General features: G+C 49.4%; 23 protein-coding genes. 7 read left to right on the top strand and 16 right to left on the bottom strand.

Annotated elements, in window-relative coordinates; translation table 11 throughout:
• Positions 1-32: 32 nt before the first annotated feature.
• From AC27IB_RS13750 to AC27IB_RS13760, 3 genes are all read right to left on the bottom strand, one after another.
• The gene (locus AC27IB_RS13750) at positions 33-248 is read right to left on the bottom strand and encodes a hypothetical protein (RefSeq protein ID WP_296043475.1); all 216 of its coding nucleotides are present in this window, start codon (positions 246-248) and stop codon (positions 33-35) included.
• Between the two features lie 63 nt (positions 249-311).
• The gene (locus AC27IB_RS13755; protein WP_487121589.1) at positions 312-1,490 is read right to left on the bottom strand and encodes an acyl-CoA dehydrogenase; all 1,179 of its coding nucleotides are present in this window, start codon (positions 1,488-1,490) and stop codon (positions 312-314) included.
• 100 nt (positions 1,491-1,590) lie between these two features.
• Positions 1,591-2,049, bottom strand: a complete 459-nt coding sequence (locus AC27IB_RS13760; RefSeq protein WP_487121660.1) for an Lrp/AsnC family transcriptional regulator — start codon at positions 2,047-2,049, stop codon at positions 1,591-1,593.
• 139 nt (positions 2,050-2,188) lie between these two features.
• Here AC27IB_RS13760 and cysK point away from each other — a divergent pair, with 139 nt between their 5' ends.
• The gene (cysK, locus tag AC27IB_RS13765; RefSeq protein WP_487121591.1) at positions 2,189-3,145 is read left to right on the top strand and encodes a cysteine synthase A; all 957 of its coding nucleotides are present in this window, start codon (positions 2,189-2,191) and stop codon (positions 3,143-3,145) included.
• A gap of 2 nt (positions 3,146-3,147) precedes the next feature.
• Here the strand turns inward: cysK and AC27IB_RS13770 are convergent, their stop codons facing one another.
• From AC27IB_RS13770 to AC27IB_RS13815, 10 genes are all read right to left on the bottom strand, one after another.
• On the bottom strand, positions 3,148-3,756 hold the full coding sequence (locus AC27IB_RS13770) for a hypothetical protein (RefSeq protein ID WP_487121593.1): 609 nt from the start codon (positions 3,754-3,756) through the stop codon (positions 3,148-3,150).
• Positions 3,757-3,901: 145 nt separating this feature from the next.
• Positions 3,902-4,111, bottom strand: coding sequence for a transcription antiterminator/RNA stability regulator CspE (gene cspE / locus AC27IB_RS13775; protein ID WP_296043460.1), 210 nt, complete (start codon positions 4,109-4,111; stop codon positions 3,902-3,904).
• Between the two features lie 315 nt (positions 4,112-4,426).
• On the bottom strand, positions 4,427-6,058 hold the full coding sequence (gene ubiB / locus AC27IB_RS13780) for a ubiquinone biosynthesis regulatory protein kinase UbiB (protein ID WP_487121595.1): 1,632 nt from the start codon (positions 6,056-6,058) through the stop codon (positions 4,427-4,429).
• 5 nt (positions 6,059-6,063) lie between these two features.
• Complete coding sequence (locus AC27IB_RS13785) at positions 6,064-6,687, bottom strand: ubiquinone biosynthesis accessory factor UbiJ (RefSeq protein WP_487121597.1); 624 nt, start codon at positions 6,685-6,687, stop codon at positions 6,064-6,066.
• A complete protein-coding gene (gene ubiE, locus AC27IB_RS13790; protein WP_296043449.1) occupies positions 6,687-7,472 on the bottom strand; it encodes a bifunctional demethylmenaquinone methyltransferase/2-methoxy-6-polyprenyl-1,4-benzoquinol methylase UbiE in 786 nt (261 codons plus the stop codon). The genes AC27IB_RS13785 and ubiE overlap by 1 nt, the downstream gene beginning before the upstream one ends.
• A 139-nt stretch (positions 7,473-7,611) precedes the next feature.
• Positions 7,612-8,292, bottom strand: a complete 681-nt coding sequence (locus AC27IB_RS13795) for a phosphoglycolate phosphatase (RefSeq protein WP_487121599.1) — start codon at positions 8,290-8,292, stop codon at positions 7,612-7,614.
• A gap of 31 nt (positions 8,293-8,323) precedes the next feature.
• Positions 8,324-9,010 (bottom strand): DNA-3-methyladenine glycosylase I, encoded by a 687-nt coding sequence (locus AC27IB_RS13800; RefSeq protein ID WP_487121601.1) that lies wholly within the window; start codon positions 9,008-9,010, stop codon positions 8,324-8,326.
• Positions 9,010-11,055 carry an oligopeptidase A gene (prlC, locus tag AC27IB_RS13805; protein ID WP_487121603.1) on the bottom strand — a complete coding sequence of 682 codons (2,046 nt, stop codon included), beginning with the start codon at positions 11,053-11,055 and terminating at the stop codon, positions 9,010-9,012. Before prlC ends, AC27IB_RS13800 begins: the two co-directional genes overlap by 1 nt.
• A gap of 186 nt (positions 11,056-11,241) precedes the next feature.
• Entirely contained in the window at positions 11,242-11,703 is a 462-nt protein-coding gene (locus AC27IB_RS13810; RefSeq protein ID WP_296043438.1) for an Hsp20/alpha crystallin family protein, read from the bottom strand.
• Positions 11,704-11,884: 181 nt separating this feature from the next.
• Positions 11,885-13,576 (bottom strand): EAL domain-containing protein, encoded by a 1,692-nt coding sequence (locus AC27IB_RS13815; RefSeq protein WP_487121605.1) that lies wholly within the window; start codon positions 13,574-13,576, stop codon positions 11,885-11,887.
• A gap of 190 nt (positions 13,577-13,766) precedes the next feature.
• Between AC27IB_RS13815 and AC27IB_RS13820 the strand changes: the two genes are divergently transcribed.
• Genes AC27IB_RS13820 through nosR form a run of 4 tightly spaced genes read left to right on the top strand, consistent with a single transcriptional unit; the run spans position 13,767 to position 18,200 of the window.
• Entirely contained in the window at positions 13,767-14,327 is a 561-nt protein-coding gene (locus tag AC27IB_RS13820; RefSeq protein ID WP_296043432.1) for a response regulator, read from the top strand.
• Between the two features lie 26 nt (positions 14,328-14,353).
• The gene (locus AC27IB_RS13825; protein ID WP_487121608.1) at positions 14,354-15,202 is read left to right on the top strand and encodes a phosphate/phosphite/phosphonate ABC transporter substrate-binding protein; all 849 of its coding nucleotides are present in this window, start codon (positions 14,354-14,356) and stop codon (positions 15,200-15,202) included.
• Between the two features lie 9 nt (positions 15,203-15,211).
• Positions 15,212-16,882 carry a sensor histidine kinase gene (locus tag AC27IB_RS13830; RefSeq protein ID WP_296043426.1) on the top strand — a complete coding sequence of 557 codons (1,671 nt, stop codon included), beginning with the start codon at positions 15,212-15,214 and terminating at the stop codon, positions 16,880-16,882.
• Between the two features lie 25 nt (positions 16,883-16,907).
• Entirely contained in the window at positions 16,908-18,200 is a 1,293-nt protein-coding gene (gene nosR, locus AC27IB_RS13835; protein ID WP_487121610.1) for a response regulator c-di-GMP phosphodiesterase, NosR family, read from the top strand.
• Between the two features lie 42 nt (positions 18,201-18,242).
• Here nosR and map read toward each other — a convergent pair whose 3' ends face one another.
• From map to dps, 3 genes are all read right to left on the bottom strand, one after another.
• On the bottom strand, positions 18,243-19,031 hold the full coding sequence (map, locus tag AC27IB_RS13840) for a type I methionyl aminopeptidase (RefSeq protein WP_487121612.1): 789 nt from the start codon (positions 19,029-19,031) through the stop codon (positions 18,243-18,245).
• The gene (locus AC27IB_RS13845; RefSeq protein WP_296043418.1) at positions 19,024-19,230 is read right to left on the bottom strand and encodes a ParD-like family protein; all 207 of its coding nucleotides are present in this window, start codon (positions 19,228-19,230) and stop codon (positions 19,024-19,026) included. Before AC27IB_RS13845 ends, map begins: the two co-directional genes overlap by 8 nt.
• A 153-nt stretch (positions 19,231-19,383) precedes the next feature.
• Positions 19,384-19,896 (bottom strand): DNA starvation/stationary phase protection protein Dps, encoded by a 513-nt coding sequence (gene dps, locus AC27IB_RS13850; RefSeq protein ID WP_296043415.1) that lies wholly within the window; start codon positions 19,894-19,896, stop codon positions 19,384-19,386.
• A gap of 366 nt (positions 19,897-20,262) precedes the next feature.
• Between dps and gorA the strand changes: the two genes are divergently transcribed.
• Positions 20,263-21,612, top strand: a complete 1,350-nt coding sequence (gene gorA / locus AC27IB_RS13855) for a glutathione-disulfide reductase (protein ID WP_296043413.1) — start codon at positions 20,263-20,265, stop codon at positions 21,610-21,612.
• Positions 21,613-21,774: 162 nt separating this feature from the next.
• Positions 21,775-23,304 carry a DUF3369 domain-containing protein gene (locus AC27IB_RS13860; RefSeq protein WP_487121615.1) on the top strand — a complete coding sequence of 510 codons (1,530 nt, stop codon included), beginning with the start codon at positions 21,775-21,777 and terminating at the stop codon, positions 23,302-23,304.
• The last annotated feature ends 22 nt before the right edge of the window (positions 23,305-23,326 follow it).

The raw sequence follows: 23,326 nt of genomic DNA on the forward strand, positions 1-23,326 counted from the left end.
AAGCAGTACTTCAAAAAAGTTAGAAAGAAGGTTTACCACTGCGAGCCACGCCACTGACCCACCCACTCGCCATTTTGCAGGATTTCTTCCACACTGCTGAAGGGCGCAGTAGTGGTAGCCATAAACAACCGGTACTCGCCGCGACTGTCTTCAAACACGTAGGTCCCTTTGGTGTCGGGGCCGGCAATAAGTTTTAGTCGGGTTGATACGCTTTGTTGCACTGTACCTTGTGAGTACGTTTGTGACATGGTGCTTGCCTTTATGATTGGTTCATTTTAACAGACCGTGCTGACTGCCATTTACTTTCAACGTTAAAAAAATGACTGTAAGCCAGTTTGCGCACGGCCGAGTATCAGGCCATGAATATCGTAAGTCCCTTCGTAGGTATTCACTGTTTCCAGATTCAGCATGTGGCGCATAATGTGGTATTCGTCAGAGATCCCATTACCACCGTGCATATCCCGTGATTTTCTGGCAATTTCCAGCGCTTTACTGCAGTTATTGCGCTTTATCAGGGAGATCATTGCCGGATCAAACTGCCCTGCATCGATCAATTGTCCTACCCGAAACGCCGCCTGTAAACCTAATGTGATCTCCGTTTGCATATCCGCCAGTTTAGTTTGAAACAACTGGGTTTGCGCCAGCGGCTTGCCAAACTGCTTTCGGTCAAGCCCGTATTGTCGTGCTGCATGCCAGCAAAACTCTGCCGCCCCCATGGCTCCCCAGGCGATGCCATAACGGGCCATATTCAAACAGCTGAAAGGCCCTTTCAGACCGCTTACCCCGGGTAGCCTATTTTGCTCAGGAACAAATACCTCATCCATGACTATTTCGCCGGTGATCGAAGCTTTAAGCGACAACTTGCCGCTAATTTCAGGTGTTGACAGACCCGGCATTCCCCGCTCCAGAATAAAACCACAAATCGCGTTATCCATAGCGCTATTCTTCGCCCACACCACACAAATATCAGCAATGGGTGAGTTCGTGATCCACATCTTGCTGCCACTTATACGATAGCCGCCGTCAACCGGTTCAGCCCGGGTTTCCATGCTGGCCGGATCCGAGCCGGCGTTAGGTTCGGTTAAACCAAAACACCCTATCATCTCGCCAGTGGCCAGCTTTGGCAGATACTGTTGCTTTTGCTCTTGGCTACCAAACTGATAAATAGGATGCATCACCAACGACGATTGCACGCTCATAGCGCTGCGGTAACTGCTGTCCACGCGTTCAACTTCACGGGCTATTAAGCCGTATCCAATATAGCTGACACCGGCACAACCATAACCCTTTATAGTGGCGCCCAATAAGCCCATCTCGCCAAACTGACGCATGATTTGCGGGTCAAAACGGCCCTGGCGGTTAGCCTGTAAAATCCCCGGCTGCAAGGTTTCCTGACAAAACTGATGGGCTGCATCGCGTAGCATACGCTCCTCATCACTCAGCTGAGTATCCAGCATTAACATATCCTGCCAATAAGGGTTAACCGACATCCTCATCTCCTGTTTATTGTGTTTGTAGGGTAGCTTTCTAATAAGCTTTTATTGTTAGCTTTTGTGGGTAACATTATACACTTTACTGCCTGTAGCCTGATTAAATCCCGTTTAAAGGCAGCGAAGTTGTGTACTTTATTTGTTCCATCGCAAAACTTGAGGTGACATCGCCCATAGGCATGTTTTTGATCAACCTTTTATAAAAGTGATCAAAGCTTTGCATATCGGCTACCATGACTTTGAGTAAGTAATCATACTCACCGGACATTCGGTAAAACTCCACAACTTCATCAAAGGCGCTGCAATGCCGGGCAAATTCCGTTAACCACTTCTCATCATGCCGACCGGCCTTGACCTGTACAAACACGGTTAGTTTTAATCCCAGAGTCTGAGCATCCAACAATGCCACTTTACGCGTTATAGGCCCCTGTTGCTGCAAACGCTGAATACGTCGCCAACAGGGTGTGGTCGTCAGTCCAACCTGTTCGGCGATATCCTGTACGGCTATTTCACAGTCACGTTGCAAAAGCGCCAGAATTTTTTTATCCGTCTCATCCATAGAATTATTTTTCACAATACCAATAAATTTGAGGTTTATAATTCTACTAAAATGGCATTTATCGAAAATTTTAGCAACGTATTCTATGGCTTTCAGAACATACTTTAGCCTCTTATTGTTACTCCAGGTCGCCATTAATATGTTTGATTCAGCCCCGGTCTTTGCTCAGCCTGCAACCTTTCATCACTGTATCACTCAAACCATCGGCAATACGCCGATGGTTCAGCTTAACCGCCTGGCAGACGCGCCGGCGACGAAAGCCAGGGTACTGCTCAAACTGGAGTATTTTAATCCGGCGGGGTCAATTAAAGACCGAGCGGCTTTATCGATGCTTGAGGATTTACTGCGTCAGCATAATGGTCACATCACGCATGTTATTGAAGCCACTTCCGGTAACAGCGGCGTAGCCTGCGCCTGGCTGGGTGCGGTGTATGGTATACCGGTGACTATTGTGATGCCCGAGCATATGTCGAAGGAAAGACAGCTGATGATTCGTCATTATGGTGCCCAGCTGATAACCACTGAACGTGCCAAAGGCATGCCCGGCGCAATCGCTCATGCTGAAGCTCTGCTGCACAAGATAGACGGCGCAGTGTCGATGAATCAGTTTGAAAACCCGGCTAACGCAGCCGCGCACCAACACACAACGGCAAGTGAGGTTTGGCAGCAAACCGGCGGTCACATCGATGCGCTCGTCGCCTGTATGGGCACCGGGGGCACCCTTACCGGCATGGCCCGCTTCCTGAAAGCACACCACCCCGCGGTTAACATTATTGCGGCGGAACCGAGTGCCTGTCCGTTATTAAGTCAAGGGCAAGGTGGTGAACACGCTATTCAGGGGATTAATCCGGGACACATCCCTAAAGGACTCGATCGCAGCCTGATTGACGAAGTGCTGACCGTTGATTGCCAACAGGCTATAGAGACGGCCAGATTACTCGCCCGTAAGGAAGGAATCGCTGCGGGCATATCATCGGGAGCCACTGTGACGGCGGCTCTGGCACTGGCCAGCCGGCCGGAATTTCAGGGCAAAACTATTGTCGCTATACTCGCAGATGGTGCTGAACGGTATTATTCAACCGCTCTGTTTGAATAGGGCTACGAGCCGAGTGAGTGCCACCATGGAACGCTAAAATCAATCTCGTCGGCAGCAATTTCAATGGCATTGGGCCTTACAAACCCAAGCCACCAGATATTGGCTAGCTCGTCATCGTAAAACACCAGTTGCTGGCTTTCCGTGTAAGCTTTGTAGGCATTAAAATAAGCTTCAATCGGAAACATAGGATGGCTCTGATCGAACACCACACGGCCACCATAAGTTTGGTACAAATAGGCATCCACAGCAAACTGCAGCGCGGCAAAGTGGGCTAGTTCGTCGAGCTTTTCGCTGCTTAGCGACTCATTGCCAAAAGCGGCTTTAAACGAAGCGACAAATTCAGGCGCCGCCGTCAGGTTATTTTCTTTGGCGAAGTCGAGCACGAAATGATGCTGAACAAACTCCACAATAGTCGAAAAATTTTGCATCTCACGGCGCTCTGAGCCCATGGGATCATCCTGCAGATTTTTCAACTCTTCGGGAGTGGGTTCAAAGTCGCTTTCAGTTAGCGTATGAGAAGCGATAGATACAACGGGATCATCGTTTGCCAAAGACTGGGTTAGCTGAAAAAAACAGGTAAGAAACAGGAAAAATTGTAAAACGCGCTTCATGGTCAGTATGCTCTTTAGCCACATTCGCCATGCCGGACGTAAGCGTACCGCTCACCGCAAGTGTGATTGGTTACTAGTAAATCACCAGAAAAGTGATTTTGAATAGAGAAGGCCCCTACCTTTCAGCAGGGGCCTCACAAATCATTTAGATGGCTTGTACGTTAGCCGCCTGCAGACCTTTTTGTCCTTGTTCAACTTCAAATTGAACTTTCTGACCTTCTACCAGGGTTTTGTACCCATCAGAGACGATCGCACGAAAATGAACAAATACGTCTTTACCGCCGTCGTCCTGCGTTAAAAAGCCATACCCTTTTTCAGCATTAAACCACTTAACGGTACCAGTTACTTTAGACATGAAAACCTCAAAAAAAACTCTGTAAAACCTTTGTGCCATGTGACACGAACTTGCTTCTTTAACTAGGGGTGACTCACGGCAAAACTATCAAACAGGTCATACAGCGCTAACTTTCGTTAGCGTTTATAACTGCGCGACGTTAGTAACGAACGAAAGCACAACTATTTAAAGAACAATACCACTATAACCACACGCTGAGTAAATTGATACTAAAAATCATCCAAACTCTTATAATTTCATTAAAAATTAATTTTAAGCTCATATTGAAATAACTGATTCGCCTACAAAAAAAGGCCTGTCAGTCAGCGCGAGAGCTCAGCGCCGGCCCTTCCACCAGGCAACAAACCAACAGCCGGAACCGAGCAAGGTAAGCCCCGCCGACAAGCTCCAGTGAGCCGGATATAATGGCAAAATGGCCGCTACAATAATTAACGTGGCGCCCACAATGCTAAAGTGCAATGCTTTTTGCGCACGTTTTTGTTGCTGCAACAGCGCGGCATTAGCCTGCTGCTGTTTTTCCGGAAAGTGTTTAACCTGTTTCAGTGTGTCGTAAAGCAAGTCCGGCATATCCGGCAGCTTTTCACTCCAGTAAGGCAGGTTAGACTTCACCTTAGAAAACATCGCCCGCACGCCTATTTGCTCGCGCATCCAGTTTTCCAGGAAAGGTTTGGCGGTCTGCCATAAGTCCAGCTGGGGGTATAACTGGCGGCCCAGGCCTTCTATATAGAGCAGTGTTTTTTGCAACAGTACCAGTTGTGGCTGCACCACCATATTAAAACGCCGTGCAGTATTAAACAGCTGCACCAGCACATTGCCAAACGAAATTTCGGCCAGCGGCTTTTGGAAAATCGGTTCGCAAACTGTACGGATAGCCACCTCGAATTCATCGATATTGGTATCCGAGGGTACCCAGCCAGAATCGGCATGTAATTGCGCGACTTTTCGATAGTCACGATTGAAAAACGCAATAAAGTTCTCGGCCAGGTACCGCTTGTCTTCCTGGTTCAGCGTGCCGACTATGCCAAAATCAATGGCAATATACTGCGGGTTTTGTGGGTTTTCCCGTGACACAAAAATGTTGCCAGGGTGCATATCGGCATGAAAAAAGCTGTCGCGGAAAACCTGCGTAAAGAATACCTCTACACCACGCTCTGCCAGAATGCGTAAATTTGTATCCTGCTCAATCAAAGCTTCAATATTGGAGATGGGGATGCCGTAAATACGTTCCATCACCAGCACATTTTTAGTACAAAAATCACTGTAGATTTTCGGTACATAAAGCGCTTCGGAGCCTTCAAAATTGCGTCCGAGTTGCATGCCATTGGCCGCTTCCCGGTTGAGATCCAGTTCATCAACGATGGTTTTTTCGTATTCTTTCACCACCTCAACCGGGCGTAAACGCTTACCGTCGGGTAACCACTTCTGCAGCACTTTGGCAAAGGTGAGCATCAGTTCCGTATCGGCTTTAATGGTTTTACGAATATCCGGCCGTAATACTTTCACGACCACGTCGGTATTGCAGTCTTTCAATCTGGCCGCGTGCACCTGGGCGATACTTGCCGAGGCCAGCGGTGTTTCACTGAATTCGCTGAATACCTTATCGAGAGACGGGACATTCAGCGCTTTGAGAATAATGGCCTGGGCTCGCTGGCTGTCGAAAGGTTTGACCCGGTCCTGCAACATGGCCAGCTCGTTGGCTATTTCCGGTGGCAGTAAATCGCGGCGGGTGGAAAGCATCTGGCCGAATTTAATAAATACCGGCCCCAGAGCCTGCAAAGCCAGGGTTAAACGGGCACCAGCATTTTTCTCTTTATGCTGGTTACGTATCCAAAAGATACTCGTCCGCATCAGGCGCACATACCAGGGCAACCATTTAGCAGGGATCAATTCGTCCAGACCATGCTCCAGCATGACCCGATTAATATGGTAAATCCTCAGTAACTGCATAGTCCCTACTGTTTACTCCGTTCCAGCCGCTCAAGACGCGCCTCAAAACGTTCGCTGTCATCGCGCAGACTGCTGACCTGATCAGAAAAATGCATCACCGCCAGCTTATGGGCTGCCAGTTGCTTCTCATCAGTTAATGTACTGCCCAGAATGGCCTCGGCTTTGAGACCGGCTTTTTTTAGCTGTGCCTGCACTTTTGCAGCAAGAGAAAATACCTCATGAGCCACAACGTCATTGGTTCGCACTGCCAGTTGCTCTTCCAAATCAATGTTCAACGACTGTAATAGTCCGGAAAACGCCTGGGCGATGGCCAGCTCACCCTTCACTTCCAGCTCACCGCTTTTAATTAAACGGGTTAACTGACTGGTGTCCCGCAACTGAGGCAGAACGCTCAGACGAGTCTTTATCAGGCATTCATCCTGATTCACCTCATCCTCAACGTCGGTCAGCGCCAGCACATCCACCTTGCTTGAAAAAACCAACGCATAGCGCTGTTTGAGGTCTTCAAGTTCGACAACCAGGCGTTTGCCCTGCAGGCGACTCAGTTTTGCTGTCGCATCAGGATCCAGCGACAGTACTTTGTTCAGCGCCGCTTCGATGGTGGCCGTAAAAAGAGGAGCCGCTGGCATTAAAATTTATAACCCCGGTGCAGAGCGACAATCCCGCCGGTCAGGTTTTGGTAGTCGCAGCGCTCGAAACCGGCGTTTTCAAACATGGATTTCAGGGTTTCCTGATCCGGGTGCATGCGAATAGACTCAGCCAGGTACTGATAACTCTCGCGATCATTAGCCACCAGTTGCCCCATGGTTGGTAGTACATTAAACGAATACCAGTCATAGGTTTTCGAAACCATCTCATTGGTTGGCTTAGAAAATTCCAGCACCAGCAAACGTCCGCCCGGCTTCAGAATTCTGAATATAGACGCCAGCGCTTTGTCTTTGTCGGTCACGTTGCGCAGGCCAAAAGCCATGGTGACTAAATCAAAGTGATTATCCGGGAATGGCAGGGCTTCGGCGTTGGCCTGCACATAATCCACGTTCCCCACTACGCCTTTGTCGCGAAGTTTGTCGCGGCCTACCGACAGCATGGAATGGTTGATATCGGCCAGAACCACCTGACCGGACGGGCCGACCAGACGAGAAAACCGGGCAGCCAAATCGCCAGTTCCACCTGCCAGATCGAGGACCTTTTGACCGCTTTTAATACCACTACAGTCAATGGTATAGCGTTTCCATAACCGATGAATCCCCATCGACATAAAGTCGTTCATTACATCGTATTTAGCCGCTACGGAATCAAAGACACCTGCCACCATTGACGCCTTTTGGGTGCGCTCAACAGTTTTAAACCCGAAATGGGTCGACTGTTCAGATGGGCGGGTTTCATCACTGTTTGGTGTTTGTTGTTCTGACATGGGTAAGTTCTTCTTTTTAGAGTCCGGGTTCTCACTTCTTTATTGCGTGAGAGAGAATGATGAGCCGGCTGATGCAATGCGGCAAGTGTAACCAAAACCGTGGGCGCTTACCATCCTGTTCATAATGTCACTGCCAGTGTTATTGACCGGTGACAAACACAGCCGGTAGTTCGGCCAGCGAATCTAACACCCGGTCCGGATGATAATCCTCAATATCTTCACCGTGATTATAACCGTAAGGCAGGGCAAATACCGCACAACCGGCGGCTCTGGCGGCATAAATATCGGATTTAGAATCACCGATCATCAGCGCCTTGGAAGGTTCTCCGCCCAGTTTATCGAGGGCAAACAGTAGTGGTTGTGGGTGAGGTTTTTTATGGGTACAGGTATCGCCACTGACCACCACAGAAAAATAACCGGCGAGGCCTTTTTCGGCTAGCAACGGTAGTGTAAACGCTTCGGCTTTATTGGTTACGCACGCAAGCTGATAACCGTTCGCACAGAGCCATTCAAGGGTTGGCTGCACGCCCTCGTAAACCGTGCTGCGTTTAGCGTTATGGGCTTTATAAGCAGTCAGGAAAGCCTGATAAGCCTGGTTAAACAAATGGGGTTCAGGCTCATCCTCCATGGTTCCCGTCACGGCCCGCTTCATGAGCTTTTCAATGCCATTGCCAACCCAACATCGAACCGCTTCGATGCCTCGTGCAGGCAGCCCCGCCGCCAGCATAGCCTCATCAACGCAGTAAGCGAGATCGGGCACGCTGTCTACCAGCGTACCGTCGAGGTCGAATAACACATAAGGATATTGCTTGTCTTCCATGGATATAGCCTTGTTTGCGTATTTGCGTTGTTTAAACCCGGTTGTCGCCACAGCTATAAGCGAGTATTTGACTCAACTCCTGCAAACTCCGACCGCTTTGCGCCTGCCAGTCGGCAAATGTGGTGGCAATGGTAGTCAGACTTTGTTTGGAGGTGAGACCACCACTGATCAGGTCATAGGCGCGAAAGTACCCTTCTACGTCCCGGCTGAGCAAAAACGTATCTATCCCCAGCGCACGCAGCGCATAAGGCCCGGTATTGCCTCCCAGTCTTGCCCCGTGTTTTTTGAGGTGAGCCCACAGGTCAATGATACCGGCACCGGTAAACTGACAGGCAAACTGCCCGAAGCTCCCGTGGGAGATCCGGATATCGTTAAGCATCAAAGCATTATCACGGATTGTCATGACTTTTTTAAGATTTCGGACAATGCGTTTATCGGTAGCCCGTTGTTCTAGCATTTCGTCTGACATCAACAGTACTTTCTCAACGTCGAAGTTGAAAAACAACGCTTCAAACTCCGGCCATTTTTGTTCGATAACCCGCCAGACAAATCCCGACTGGAATACTTTTTTAGTCACCGCCGACAACACCCGGTCGTCGCTCAGCGCCTTAACGCCAGCCGCCGGCAAAGGCTGACTGACAATCGATTCGAGGCCTCGCTCGCCGCCTTTTCTTTCAGCCGCACGAGCGTAGATAGCGGCAAAGGTTTCCGCTGCCATCAGGCCTCCGTTGCCACAATACCGTTATGGCGCAGCAGCGCATCGACTTTGGGCTCTCGTCCTCTGAACGCCACGAATAAATCCATCGGCTCGCGACTGCCGCCCATTTCAAGAATGTTGTGCAGGAAATCGGCACCGGTTTGTGGGTTGAAGATCCCTTCCTCTTCGAATCGGCTAAATGCATCAGCCGACAACACTTCAGCCCATTTATAGCTGTAATAACCCGCAGCATAACCGCCGGCAAATATGTGTCCGAAACTGTGCTGGAAACGGTTAAACGAGGGCGGCTGAATCACCGCGACTTCATCACGTACCTGAGAAAGTACCTGCTGAACGTCTACCTGTCCGGTGTTTTCCATGTGCAGCAGGAAGTCAAATAAGCTGAATTCGAGCTGACGAATCATCTGCATCGCAGCCTGATAGTCGCGGGCCGCCAACATTTTATCCAAGAGCTCTTTAGGTAAGGGCTCACCGCTTTCGTAGTGACCGGAAATAAAGCCCAGCGCTTCTTCCTGCCAGCACCAGTTTTCCAGAAACTGGCTGGGCAACTCAACGGCATCCCAGGGTACACCGTTAATACCCGACACACCCGGCACCGACATTTGAGTAAGCATATGGTGAATACCATGGCCAAACTCATGGAATAACGTTACGACTTCGTCGTGTGTAAACAACGCCGGCTTGTTGCCTACCGGCCCGTTAAAGTTACAGGTAAGGTAAGCCACCGGCGTTTGTAACTCGCCAGAAGCCTGAAAACGGCGCACTCGGCATTCGTCCATCCACGCGCCACCACGCTTTTTAGGGCGGGCGTACAAATCAAGATAGAACTGGCCACGCAGGGTGCCATCCCGGTCGGTAATGGAGAACAGGCGTACATCTTTATGCCACGTATCGGCGTTTTCGACTTCCGTAATATTCAGCCCGTAGAGCTTTTCCACTACGCTAAACAATCCGGCCAGGGCTTTACTCTCGGGGAAATAAGGGCGCAGTATTTCGTCAGAAATACTGTAGCGCTCCTGCTTAAGCTTTTCGCTGTAGTACGGCACATCCCAGGATTCAAGTTCATCCATCTGATGCTTCTGGGCAGCATAGGCTCGCACTTCCGCCAATTCTTTTTCGGCTTGCGGTTTGGATTTTGCGGCGAGATCGCGCAGGAACCCGACTACCTGACCGGTAGACGTGGCCATCTTGGTGGCCAGAGAACGCTCTGCGTAGCTCGCAAATCCCAGCAATGTGGCAATTTCTGAGCGCAATGCCAGCGTCTCGTTAATAATCGAGGTGTTATCCCACTGCCCTGCATTAGGCCCCTGATCGGACGCGCGGGTTGCGTAGGCACGATACATTTCTTCGCGCAGTTCGCGGTTATCGGCATATAACATCACCGGCAGGTAACTGGGGATATCCAGTGTAAACAGCCAGCCCTGCAGATCTTTTTGATGAGCCGCTTGTTGGGCTGCGTCCAGCGCCGATTCGGGTAACCCGGCCAACTCCGCCTCATCAGTGATGTGTTTGGTCCACCCCATGGTGGCGTCCATCACGTTGTTACTGAACGTTGAAGACAGTTCAGATAATCGGGCCTGGATCTCAGCAAAGCGCTGTTTCTTGTCACCCGGCAGAGCCACGCCTGACAAGGTGAAATCGCGCAGCGTGTTATCAATTACCTTACGCTCGGACTCCTCTAGCTGGAGGTATTCTTCACTGTCGCGTAGCGCTTTATAAGCCTGGAATAAACCTTCATGCTGACCCACCCAGGTCCCGTATTCCGATAACAGCGGCAGGCAGGCATCGTGAGCCTCTCGCAATTCATCACTGCTGACAACCGAGTTCATGTGCGAAACCGGTGACCATATTTTGCCCAGCACATCATCCGCCTCATCAATTTTGCTAACCACATTGGCATAAGAATAATCGCCACTGGCGACTACCGCCTCGATGGTTTGCTTACAATCATCTATCGCTTTAGTGACGGCAGGCTTTATCTGATCAGGGGTTATTTGAGAAAAAAGAGGCAGGCTGTCTACCTGTTCGAGTGCAAGTGTAGTCATAGTGGTTTTAGGATCCGTTGCCAGTTTATTATTGCAGTAGTGATGGGGTTCACCGGCTAAAAAAACAAGCCCCGCAGCTAGCGGGGGCCTGTACTTTTTACGTGATTTTATCAATTTGGTTCAGTCGCTGGCATCTCGGTTTATGGCGCTGACATTCGCGCGAAAATAAATGCCCTTGGGGCCGGCCTAACTGATTATGACACGCTGCGTATTTTGTGCCGGGGTTGCCGGACGAGGGATAAGAACCCGTAGCACACCGTTGTCATACCGTGCTACCACATCAGCATTGTCATTAACGGCGAAAGGTAAGGCGATAACCCGCCTGAAACTGCCGCTGTGACGTTCTCTGACATGAAAGCCTTCGTCTGTTCTGGACTCTTGTTCCTGATTACGCATACCTGAGAGCATTAATCGGTCTTGCCGGATTTCAAGATGAATATCGTCTCTTTTCATAGCTGGCAAGTCTGCGGTTAACTCAAGCCCTTCTTTAGTTTCTTTCAGATCCAGCGCCGGCATATAGCCAGTATCACCGGATGACCAACCTGTCATGGCCGGGAAGCCCGCAAAGAAATCATCAAAAACACGATCAATTTCGCCTTTTAATGCACCAGGGTGATTACGACCAAACACACTTGGGAATAAACTCATAACCCCCTCCTTAATCGATACCGATAGTTGGCTAACCTGTCCTCAGGTACCATTCCGTCATCTTTACGTGATGGCGAAATTTCTTGCTCCCTGCATCCTAAATATGGTTAACCAACTGCGTAGTTTCAAGCCATCTGCAGGTCAATTATTGCGCTACATCAAGTTTTTTTAACCCGCCTGTTCAGCTCATTTGCTGATGCTTGAACCTGGCATAGAAGGGTTGGCGAATCATGAGTTTCTCAAACTCCTGACGGGAGACCGCCGGGCTGTAAATATAGCCCTGAACTTTGTCGCAACGCATGGCTTCAAGACAGCGTAGGTCAGCCTCTTCCTCAACGCCCTCGGCAACCACTTCAATCCCCAGTTTTTTACAACTGACAATCAGGTTATGAATAAACTCCTGTCGGTGACTGTCAGTATGCAGATTATCGATTAACACCTTATCGAGTTTGAGCGTATCGATGGGTAACTTCGATAAATACGAAAACGACGTAAAGCCGGCGCCGAAATCGTCCACAGCCAGCCTCACACCGAGTAATTTTAACTGCCATAACAGCTCTTCAAGATACTGTGAATTCTCAGCCAGTGCGGTTTCCGTTAGCTCTAATTCAATAAAAGAAGGCGGCAGATAATAGTGCTGCAAACGTTCGCCAATAAACTCAACAATATGCGAGGACTGTAATTGTTTGGCAGAGATATTAATCGCAATACTACTTAACTCGGCGCTGAAACGTCTGAGTTCACTGGCAACCTTAAACCCCTGATCCAGCACCCATTCGCCAATGGCTTCAATCTGACCATCCAGTTCAGCAAGCCGCACAAATTCCGACGGCGGAACCCATCCCAGACTATGGTGCTGCCAGCGCAGCAACACTTCGGCACTGTTTATCATCCCCGAGCTGAGCTGTACTTTCGGCTGATAAGCCAGCTTAAACTCCTGATTTCTTAGTCCGTTTTGTACCTCGGCACTCAGTTGTTGCTGCCGGCGGTACTGACTAATGGTGGAATTATCCAGTTGTGAAATACTGATGCGGTGACTGTCGCGAACGATAGTGTCGATGAGCGTGCTGATCAGAAGATCGTGTTCGAGCTGGGAGTCTCTGAGATTTCGAAAACCCACGCCCACGTGGCAAAATATCGATAAGCCCTTAATGGCGAAAGTGCGCTGCAACTGCTGGCGAATTTGACAACATAGCGACCGGGTAATCTCGGCAGTAGACTCTTTCAAATACAGGGCAAACACACCGGGTTGGGCGCGTTGTAGCAGATGAGGCTGCGTAACCATGTTTTCCAGACGCTGACCGATATAGGCTTCGGTATCCAGCGATGCGGCCTCGCCGTGGGCCAGGCTGATATCCGAGACATTCATCAATTTAATCAGCACCACGGACTGGTAGTCACGAAGATTAGGCTTCGCCGTCTCCTGGGTAAACACGGCAAGCTGCTGAGCGGCGCTCTTCTGCCCCACCTCACAACACTGGTTAAGCACTTTAACCACTTCATGCCGTAAATCCTGTCGGTTCCAGGGTTTGGTCAGGTATTTGGTTAACATACGCTGATTCAGCAGCTCCACAGCAGCCTGTAAATCGCCTTCACCGCTTAGCATAAATACGTGAGTGTCCGGCGAATACTGTCTGGCAAAGCGCACCAGATCAACGCCATTCACTTCTGGCATTTTATGGTCGGTTATCATTAGGGCGACCTCTTGCTCGCGCAATACTGACATGGCTTTGCGACCGGAGGTCGTTGTGGTTATGCTGCAGTTAAGGTCTTTTAGCTCACGCTTCAGCGCGTTTACCACGTTTTTTTCGTCATCAACCAACAGTAAGTTCAGCGCTGCTTCTTTTTTAGCGCCCTGGGTATCACAAGCCATGCTATCTACCTCATTTATGATAACAATAATCCGACGTGCGACTCCTTGCAGACAGATATTCATTTTTCGACCGTCACAAATTAACACAATGTCACTAATGTCGCAAATTATACATAATGCTTAATTGCCATATTTGATTAATAGTGCTATAAATGTGGCTCGTCTAAACCTTAAGCAACGAGGATAAACTGTGAAAACACTGACATCCGGCGAAATCGCAGAATACTGCGACGTTAACCTCCGAACGGTTATCCGATGGCTGGAAAGCGGAAAACTAAAAGGCTTTAAATTGCCTGGTCGTGGGAATAACCGGGTTCTGATTAACGATTTCATCGATTTTCTGGAACGCCACAATATGCCAATTCCGGATAGCCTGAAGCCTGAAGCATCGCCTCTCATTCTGATAGTTGATGATGAAATGCCAGTCGCTAAGTCAATTCAGCGGGTAGCACGCCGAGCAGGTTATGACACCCTTATTGCTACGGGTGGCTTCCAGGCAGGCATGATGTTGAGTCAGCACTCACCAAGAGTCATGACACTCGATCTGAGTATGCCCGGGATGGACGGCTATAGTGTGTTGCAATACACCCGTGAACAAGAGTCCCAGCGCGGTCTGAAAATTATTGTTATTTCGGCGCTCGACGACGCCAGTCTGGCAAAAGCCAAAGACCTGGGGGCCGATGCAACGCTTACCAAACCTTTTTCAAACCACGACCTGACCCAGTTGTTTGAAGAGTTTATGCAGGCGTAAACCTGCCAGCAGTAGCGGAGAGCGAAATGAAATTAGTGCTTCTTATTCTGATAACACTGGGAATAACAAAAGCTTTTGCTAACTCAGACAACGGCAAACAAGCCGCCGAAGAACAGCCAGCACAATATACCTTCGGCGTTGTACCGCAACAATCCGCTTTCCGACTGGCTCAGATGTGGACCCCTCTGCTGGCTCACCTGTCTGCAGAAACCGGTCTGTCATTAAGCTTTATTACTGCAAAAGACATCCCCAGTTTTGAGGATGAGTTAACGCGTGCCAGCTATGACCTGGCCTACATGAACCCCTATCACTATGTCGTTTTCCATAGCCGCGCTGACTATCAGCCGCTGGTACGGGATTCAGAAAAAGGCTTGCGGGGCATTATCGTTACACGCAAAGACAGCAACATAACGAATATTGAGCAATTGCAGGGGTCAACGCTGGCTTTTCCGGCCCCGGCAGCTTTTGCAGCGAGCATTATCCCCCGCGCCGAACTGAATCGTGCCGGCATTAGTATTAACCCCCGTTATGTAAATTCTCACGATTCGGTCTATCTTAATGTAATAAAAGAACTCTTTGTGGCGGGAGGGGGCATTATCCGATCACTGGAACATTTGCCAGAATCGCAACGCTCACAACTTAAGATATTATGGCAAAGTAAAGCATATACCAGCCATGCGATTGCTGCGCACAGCAGGGTCCCCCTTGCCCACCAGCAATTACTGACCGCTGCGTTTGAAAAGCTGGTTACCACCGAACATGGCAGGGCCTTACTTAAACAACTCAATTTCAATCGACTCGATGCCGCAGCAGATAAAGACTGGAATGATATCCGCGCGTTAGGTATTAATTCACTGTCGAGACCGGACTACTAAGTCGACGTCATGCGCCTTTCACTACGCACCAAAACTATCGCCGGTACCGCAATCATTGAAGCGACGCTGCTGCTTGTGCTGATCATAACCAGCCTCACTTTTATTAATGATTTGATCGAAGAAAACGTGGTGAAACGAGCTCAAACAACGGCCAATCTGTTCTCCTCTATAACCCGGGATCCATTATTATCACTCGATCTCGCATCCCTTGAAGCATCGGTAGAAGAACTCATGACTAACCCGGATATCGCTTATGTCAGGGTCATCGACAGCCAGCAACGGATGCTCGCTCAACGTCACCGTGCAGGACTTACTGAGCGACCCTTTAATCTGGATACGTCGGTTAAGGGGATTGACGATTCGATTTATGACACCCGGGAACCCATTACCGTAGCCGGTGAGTATTTCGGTGAAGTGCAGATTGGTATCGACGTGACATCCGTTCAGTCGTCGCTGATCCAAATTCGTAACTGGATCATTTCTCTGGCCCTGCTGGAAATGATGTTAGTGGCACTCTTTTCCTTTGGTCTGGGGACTTATCTGACATCCCAGTTGAAATCCTTGCGTCAGGGTGCCAGGGACATGCTGCAAGCTATCCCTACGCAGCACTACAAAAGCGTTTCCATTGAGATTAAAGGGCGAGATGAACTATCAGAACTGGCCCAGTCATTTAATACCCTGGTCGATACACTGGCGGTCGAATATGAGAACCGAAGTGTGGCGCAGAATGAGCTCAGGGAACTTAACCGCTCACTGGAACACATCGTTGAAGAACGAACCCAGGCATTAAGTGACAAAAATACTGAGCTGGAAAATGCCAACAAACACCTTAAAGAAACCCAGCAACAATTGTTACAGGCCGAAAAAATGGCTTCTGTGGGTCAGTTGGCCGCGGGCGTTGCCCATGAAATCAATAACCCCATTGGCTTTGTCAGCAGTAATTTAAGCACGTTAAAAGATTACTTGTCTTTGTTTCAGATCCTGCTGGATATGGCTAAAAAGCTCAACGCCGATGAATCCACTGAGGCATTGAAAGCCAGAGTTGACGAACTTCAGGCTTTTTATGCACAGCACGATCTGGACTTTATCGGCGAAGATGTCGGGCCCCTTATTGAAGAATCTACAGAAGGTCTTCAGCGGGTCAGTGAAATTGTTAAAGGCCTTAAGATATTTTCCCGGATCGACTCAGATGAGTCGCAATACTATGACCTTAATCATTGCCTCAACACCACACTGACAATGGTTAATAACAAATTGAAGTATATCTGTAAGGTTGAAAAGCAATTCGCAGATTTACCGAAAGTGTACTTTAATTTGGGCAAGTTAACGCAAGTCTTTACCAACCTGCTGATTAATGCAGGCCAGGCAATTGAGGCCACGGGTAAACAGGGCGTTATCAGTATCAGCACACAGCAGGAAGGCAACAGCGTAAAAGTCCGGATTCAGGACACCGGGTGTGGAATAAGCCAGGAAAATATCGACAAGCTGTTTAATCCGTTTTTTACCACCAAACCCGAAGGACAAGGCACGGGTCTGGGCTTGTCTATTACCTATGGCATTATTCAGGAGCATGGTGGCCAGATTAATGTCTCCAGTACGCCAGGTGAAGGAAGTGTATTTGAACTGGCTTTACCTATTAACGGTCTGGATGACCAACACCCAACCGTCACGCAAAATTAGCGGTCAGGTTCATCGAGGAGTTATTATGCCGAATACCGAATCACCCAGATACTCCGTACTCTGTGTTGATGACGAACAGAACATTTTACGCTCTATTAAGCGGGCGCTGTTTTCGTTAAAAATAGATCTGACACTGGCAGAGAGCGGTGAACAAGCCCTTGCTATCATGGAGCAGAAAACCGTGCATGTCGTGATTTCTGACATGAAAATGCCCAACATGACCGGTGCCGAGCTGCTCGAAAAGGTCGCGGCCAAATACCCTGACACGTTTCGAGTGGTACTGACCGGCTTTGCGGATATCGACGCCACTATCAAAGCCGTCAACCGGGGCCGTATACATCGTTACCTGCAAAAACCCTGGGATAATCAGGAGTTGATTAATACCATTGAAGAAGGGCTGGAACGGATCAAGCTTAAGGACGAGAATACTCGCCTGCAAAAGCTTACCCGCCTGCAGAATGCCAAGTTAAAAGAAGTCAATAATGACCTCGAAAAAACGGTCCAGAAACGTACCCGGCAAATCAAGGCGGCGCTTAATCGTATTGAAACCCGCAACCGTGCTCTGGAGCAGGTGCTGTTTAATGTTATTTCCATTAACCCTGATATCGATGGCAAATTTGCCATTGAGGTTAGCGAGCTCAGTAAAAAACTGGCCGCGAAACTGGGCTGTAGCACAGACGAGAGAAACCTTTATACCTATGCCAGCCTGATAGGCGAACTGGGACTGCTAGGATTACAACCGGAGAATTTCCGTCCGCCTTTTGCCAAGCTCACTTATCAGCAGCAGAAAGATTATATGTCACAGACGCATCTGGCGAAGATGATCCTGGCTCCGGCCGAACATATGCAGCCCATTAGTGAGATCATCGAATTTCAGTTCGAACACTACAATGGCAGCGGTTTATACCACAAAGTGGCCAAGGAAATCCCTCTGGGTGCCCGCATTCATGCGATTGCGCGCGACTACTGGCGTTTGGTGAGCGGCCGTTTGAGTGCGCAGCGCATGGAACCCAGAGACGCTAAAGCTGAGCTCAAAAAACACCGCAATACCCGCTACGACGGCGAAATTCTGGATTTATTGCTCACCGATAATAACATCGATAAGCCCAGCTTTATCGAGAATCACCTCTCCAGTGACGAGCTGACAGCAGGCATGGTATTAGGCAATAACCTGTATAATGATAATCATATTCTGCTATTGCCCGCAGGCCATGTTTTTTCCGCGGCGACCATTGGCAAGTTGAAGCAATATGAGCGCGAGCACAAACGTCAGTTTGAGATAGTCATTGAAAATGAAAATAATGAGGAAACGGTTTAGCCCGGTGTGCGACAGCCTTTAAATCTGGCTGTCGCACACCGCTCAGTTTACGTTTTTTGTTAACGCCTCTTCAGGACGCAGTGTCAGTACTTCGTATCCGTCTGCTGTGACGGCAATGGTGTGTTCCCATTGTGCCGATAACTTGCGATCCCGGGTGATCACTGTCCAGCCGTCTTTTTTCAGCTTGGTTTTATGGGTTCCCTGATTAATCATGGGTTCAATGGTAAAGACCATCCCTTCACGCAAAATCAGGCCGGTGTTGGGTGTGCCTATATGCAGAATTTGCGGCTCTTCATGCATTTCCCGGCCAATACCATGGCCACAATACTCTCTTACTACACTATAACCGTACTGTTCAGCATGACGTTGTACTGCATCGCCGATATCACCGACTCTGGCCCCCGGCCTGACGACTTCAATCCCTTTCCACAAGGCCTCGTAGGTCACTTTTACGAGCTTATGGGCGAGCGGTGAAACCTCCCCCACACAGTACATTTTACTGCTATCTGCAATGTAGCCGTTTTTCTCCAGGGTGATGTCCAGATTAACAATATCCCCCTTACGAAGGGCTTTACTTACCGACGGTACGCCATGACAAATCACCTCATTCACCGAGGTATTTAGCGCGTATTCGTAGCCATACTGCCCTTTGCTGGCAGGGCGACTTTGCAGCGTATCCACAATGTAGCGCTCCACAAAGTCGTTGATTGCCATGGTGGTTACTCCCGCGGCAACGAAGTCGTCCAGCGCACCAAATACGCGGGCCAGTAACTGGCCGGCCTCACGCATTAAAGCCACTTCCTGTGGTGTTTTAATTTTCACGTTACTCATTAATGAGACGGACCTTTTGTACTTTCTGCTGGCGCATCTCCTGCTCCAGAATTTGTTCGTAAGTCAGCGAAGGATTTTGCTCTGCTAACCGGCCTATTTTCATCCAGAACTCAGCCTGAGAATTCATTGAGCGTTCCATCACCAGGCTGTTCTTGCGCACTTCCTCGTGCAGTTGGTCTGAAATTTTTACGATTCCCATACAAGCCTCACCATTCAATTCGCTACATATTATAGCAATGCACTACACTATACAGGTGTTAGGTTTGTTTAGCCAAAAAAAAGCCCGTAACCAAATGGCTACGGGCAAAACGGGAAGTTTCACACATGAAGAAAGAAAGGTTACTGTTTACGGCTAGCTTTTCAGTTCACCGGTGGCCGATTCGATATGGGCTCGGACAAACCATTGGAATTGTTCCAGTTGTGCCAGCTGTCCGGTGACCATGTCTTCAGATACCGGGTCCAGTTCACCCAGTGAATCAATCGCTTTACGGTGATCTTCGTTGACACCGTTATACACTTTGTCCAGCGCAGTGAGATGGTCGGTGACCAGACCTTTACCCACTGAGTAATCGTCCCAGCGGCGACGATCTACAATAGCCTTTGGCGTGCCCACCGGCACACCGCCCAGGGTGGCAATACGCTCTGCAATGGTGTCGGTCATCTCACGAACGGCCTCAACCTGAGGGTCGAGCATTTCGTGCACGCCAATAAAATTCGGACCTACCACATTCCAGTGAATGTGTTTCAGCGTAAGCTGTAAATCAATCAGGGCGACCATTCGGTCATCAAGCACAGAGATAACATCTTTTGCTGCATTGTCTTTAATGCCTGGTGCGGTAAATTCTGCAATTTTTACGTTGCTCATAATTCCTCCTGCTCGTTGAAAATGCGTAAAGGCTGAAATGTTTCAACCTTTTAAATTTGTACGATTAGGAAGTTGCATAGCCTGTGCCGAAATGACACAAAATGCTTAAACCCCTTGTCACGACTAACCTCCAGCGCCGTCAGGCGTGTTTTCCAACTGTCACAAATGAGCGTGACGCAAAGTAAATTATGCATGCTCCTGTAAATTGTTCAGAGCGTCGGGCAGCCACTGAAAGTAAACAGCCGGCTAACGGGTCCTTAAGATAACTCCGGGCAGAGGCATGCCTGCAAAGAACCGGCGAGTAAGTTTGTCCGGTTATACGAAATCATGCACAATAGCAGCACAACTAAGACGAGAGAATTTGCGATGCAAGAGTTTGACTATATCTGTATTGGCGGCGGCAGCGGCGGTATTGCTTCTGCTAACCGGGCAGCAAAACACGGCAAGAAAGTCCTGCTTATTGAAGCAAAAGCCGTGGGCGGCACCTGCGTGAATGTGGGCTGCGTGCCCAAAAAAGCCATGTGGTACGGTGCCCAGGTGGCAGAGGCCATACATAAGTACGGGCCGGACTATGGCTTTGATGTAACGGTCAATAAATTTGACTGGTCCACGCTCATTAAAAATCGTCAGGCGTACATTTCTCGCATCCATGCCTCCTATGACCGGGTGCTGGGCAACAATCAGGTGACCCTGCTTAAAGGGTTTGCCCGGTTTGTCAATAACACCACCGTAGAAGTGGACGGTGAGCAGTACACTGCCCCGCATATTTTAATCGCTACTGGCGGTAAGCCTTTCCGCCCGGATATTCCCGGAGCAGAGCACGGCATCGATTCCGACGGCTTTTTCGAACTCAACGAGCAACCAAGACGCGTAGCGGTTGTAGGCGGTGGTTACATCGGTGTGGAACTGGCGGGTGTCCTGCATGCACTGGGCAGTGAAACCCATTCCATTTTACGTCAGGAGTTACCTTTGCGCGGCTTTGACGCCATGTTACAGGAAACGCTGAAAACCCTGATGCTGGAAGAAGGCATCGATATTCACGAAAAAACCGAAATCAAACAGGTCACTAAGCTGGACAACGGCGACCTGGAACTGGCGTTAACCGATGGCAATACGCTTACCGTTGATTGTCTGATCTGGGCCACCGGCCGTAAGCCAAATACCGCATCCATTGGGCTGGACAACACCGACGTAGAACTGCGTCACAATGGTCAGATTGTGGTGGATAAATTTCAGAACACCAACGTTGAGGGCGTTTATGCCGTAGGTGATATTACCGGCCAGCCAGAATTAACGCCGGTCGCGGTTAAAGCCGGTCGAATGCTAAGCGAGCGTCTGTTTAACGGTCAAACCAATGCTCATCTGGATTATGATTTGATTCCCACCGTAGTGTTCAGCCATCCGCCCATTGGCACCATAGGCATGACTGAAAGTGAGGCTGAAGCAAAGTACGGTAAAGATAACCTGACCATTTACCGCTCTAACTTTGCGGCCATGTATACCGCTGTCACCCATCATCGCCAACTTACCAGTATGAAGCTGATTTGTGCCGGTGAAGAACAGAAAGTGGTGGGTTTACATGGCATTGGCTACGCCATGGATGAAATCCTGCAAGGCTTCGGCGTGGCGATTAAGATGGGCGCAACCAAAGCTGACTTTGATGCCTGTATTGCCATTCACCCCACCAGCGCCGAAGAATACGTCACAATGGCATAAGCACTAAACGGCAGCGAATTCAGAGGCACTATGATGACCTCTGCATTTGCTGTTGTTACTGGCATAAACGGCCAGGCGGATTCATCAACCTCGTACTATAGTTAATTTGCAGCCCCTTAAATTCCTAAGGGGTTGTCACAGTGGCGACGAGGTAACCGTATAATGCTCGGTGACGAATTACTTTTTACCAACGATGACGAAACCGATCTCGAAGAAGAGCTGTTAACGGCCTGGACGATACTGGTGGTTGATGATGAGCCGGAAATCCACGCCGTTACCCGTATGGTACTGGGTGATTTTGTTTTTGAACAACGCCCACTGAATATCATTACCGCCAGCAGTGCTGCTGAAGCCCGCGATATCTTAATAGCCGATAAACATAACACCATTGCTGTAGCCATTATCGATGTGGTGATGGAAACCACACAGGCGGGCCTGGAACTGGTGCACTGGGTGCGTGAAACGTTGAATAACCACGTTATCCGGCTCATTTTGCGCACCGGTCAACCCGGCGAAGCGCCGGAAGAACGGGTTATCCGTGATTACGATATCAACGATTATAAAAACAAAACTGAGCTGACGGCATTAAGACTGAAAACCAGTATCTATGCTGCGCTGCGGGCTTATCGCGATATTCGCCTGATTGAGCGCCACCGCCAGGGCCTGGAAAAAATCATCAGCGCCACCACCCAGTTTATCGAGTGCGACACCCTGCCGCAGTTTGCTTCCGCCATACTCAATCAAATATCCGTACTTCTCGGTATCGAAAGTTCGGAAATTATCTGCTGCGCCATTTCCCGGGACATTAATTCCGGTAACCGATACAAAATTCTGGCTACCAGCTTACAGGGCCAATCGATATCGATAATCCCTGCTACTGTGCAAACGCGCATTGAAGAAGCGCTGAACCAACACAGTAACATTCAGGGCAGCGATTACTTTGTGAGTTATTTTACCACCCGCAGAGGGATGGAAAATGTGCTGTACGTGGCGAAAAACGAACCGCTGGAGCCGGTACAGCACCATTTGTTATCGTTCTTTGCCAACAATATCGCAGTATCCCACGAGAACCTGAAACTGCGCGAGGTGATCCGCGACTCACAACGGGAACTATCTTACATCATCGGTGAGGCGGTAGAGATTCGCTCGAAAGAGACCGGCTCCCATGTCAGGCGGGTAGCGCATATCAGTGCTTTACTGGCCAGGTATTATGGCTTACCCGACAATGAGGCAGAAATGATCAAACTGGCGTCGCCGCTCCACGATGTGGGCAAGGTAGCCATTCCGGATGTGATCCTGAACAAACCAGGTCCTCACACCGATGAAGAACGGCAGATCATGCAGACTCATGCCAAAGCCGGGTACGACATGCTGTGTAAAAGTGATAACCCCATTTTACAGCTTGGCGCCACCATTGCCTGCGAACATCATGAATGCTGGGACGGCACTGGCTACCCTAACGGCCTGAGCGAAAATGCCATTTCTGTTGCCGGGCGCATTGTAGCCGTAGCAGATGTGTTTGACGCCCTGGGCAGTAAACGGTGCTATAAGGGCCCCTGGTCTGAAGAGCAAATACGGGACTACTTCACTGAACAACGAAGCAAGCAGTTTGATCCCCGTCTGGTCGATTTGTTGCTGGCTAATTTTGCGTCCGTTACCGCCATTCGTGGCCAATTCCCCGACCCGCAATAAGCCCCGCAGTTTACCTTCCAAA

It is taken from the genome of Alteromonas sp. 4NH20-0104, assembly GCF_057547795.1.